The 941-nt window shown below is 62.1% G+C and carries 2 protein-coding genes; both read left to right on the top strand.

Annotated elements, in window-relative coordinates:
* Window positions 1-754: tyrosine-type recombinase/integrase (locus CSQ89_RS21670; RefSeq protein WP_099407997.1), on the top strand; the 754-nt coding region annotated here is incomplete at its 5' end.
* Window positions 755-761: 7 nt separating this feature from the next.
* A partial coding sequence (locus CSQ89_RS21665) for a transposase zinc-binding domain-containing protein (RefSeq protein ID WP_186293442.1) occupies window positions 762-941 on the top strand: 180 nt, incomplete at its 3' end.

Here is a 941-nt window from a genome sequence, read left to right as displayed (position 1 = left end):
GTACCTTGGTCGATCTCCCGAGACAGCCAGCGTTGAGGAACTACGAAATTACCAACTGCATCTGGTCGACCACGGAACGTCGCCGGCGTCGCTGAACGCTGCGATCTGTGGTTTGAAGTTCTTCTTCGGCGTCACCCTGGACCGTCCCGAGGCGATGGCCAAGATGAAGCCGGTCCATCTGCCGCGCAAGCTGCCGGATATCTTGAGTCCCGACGAGGTGAAACGGTTGATTGCCGCTGCCGGCAATCTGAAGCACCAGACTGCATTGGCATTGGCCTACGCCACCGGACTGCGCGTCAATGAAGTGGTCCACTTGAAGGTCAGCGACATTGACAGCCAGCGTATGACCCTGCGGGTCGAGCAAGGCAAAGGACAGAAGGATCGCTACGCCTTGCTGTCGCCGGTGCTCCTCGAACGCCTGCGCGTCTGGTGGCGCGTCGCCCGTGCCCAAGGCAAGATGCTGGACGGTGGCTGGCTATTTCCGGGCCTGGATCCGGTGGACCACCTTAGCACTCGCCAACTCAACCGGGCTATCCATGCAGCCGCCGACGAGGCCGGCATCGACAAACGCATTTCGATGCACTCCCTGCGCCATGCCTTCGCCACCCACCTGCTGGAGCAGAAGGTCGACATCCGCTTGATCCAGGTACTGCTCGGCCACAAGAAACTGGAAACGACCGCCCTGTATGCCCAGGTCGCCACCGATATCCTGCGCGAGGTCGTCAGTCCATTGGAGAGGCTGAACACGGCGTAGCACCGCCATGGGGCGGCCTGCCCTGGAGGTTGCCGACATCTTCCGTACCCACGGTCCCGCCTGGCGCAAACAGCAGGCAGGACACCTGAGCCTCGCTCAGCTCAAGGTCATGTCGGCCATCGAACAGTGCCGTACTGCGGCGCTGGGAGGGCATGCGCTTCACTGCGATGCCTGCAACCACGAGGAG

The sequence above is a fragment of the Chitinimonas sp. BJB300 genome (assembly GCF_002735695.1).
Classification (GTDB): domain Bacteria; phylum Pseudomonadota; class Gammaproteobacteria; order Burkholderiales; family Chitinimonadaceae; genus Chitinimonas.
Note: the sequence above shows the minus strand (reverse complement) of the source record. Positions and strands in the feature narration are given on the sequence as shown.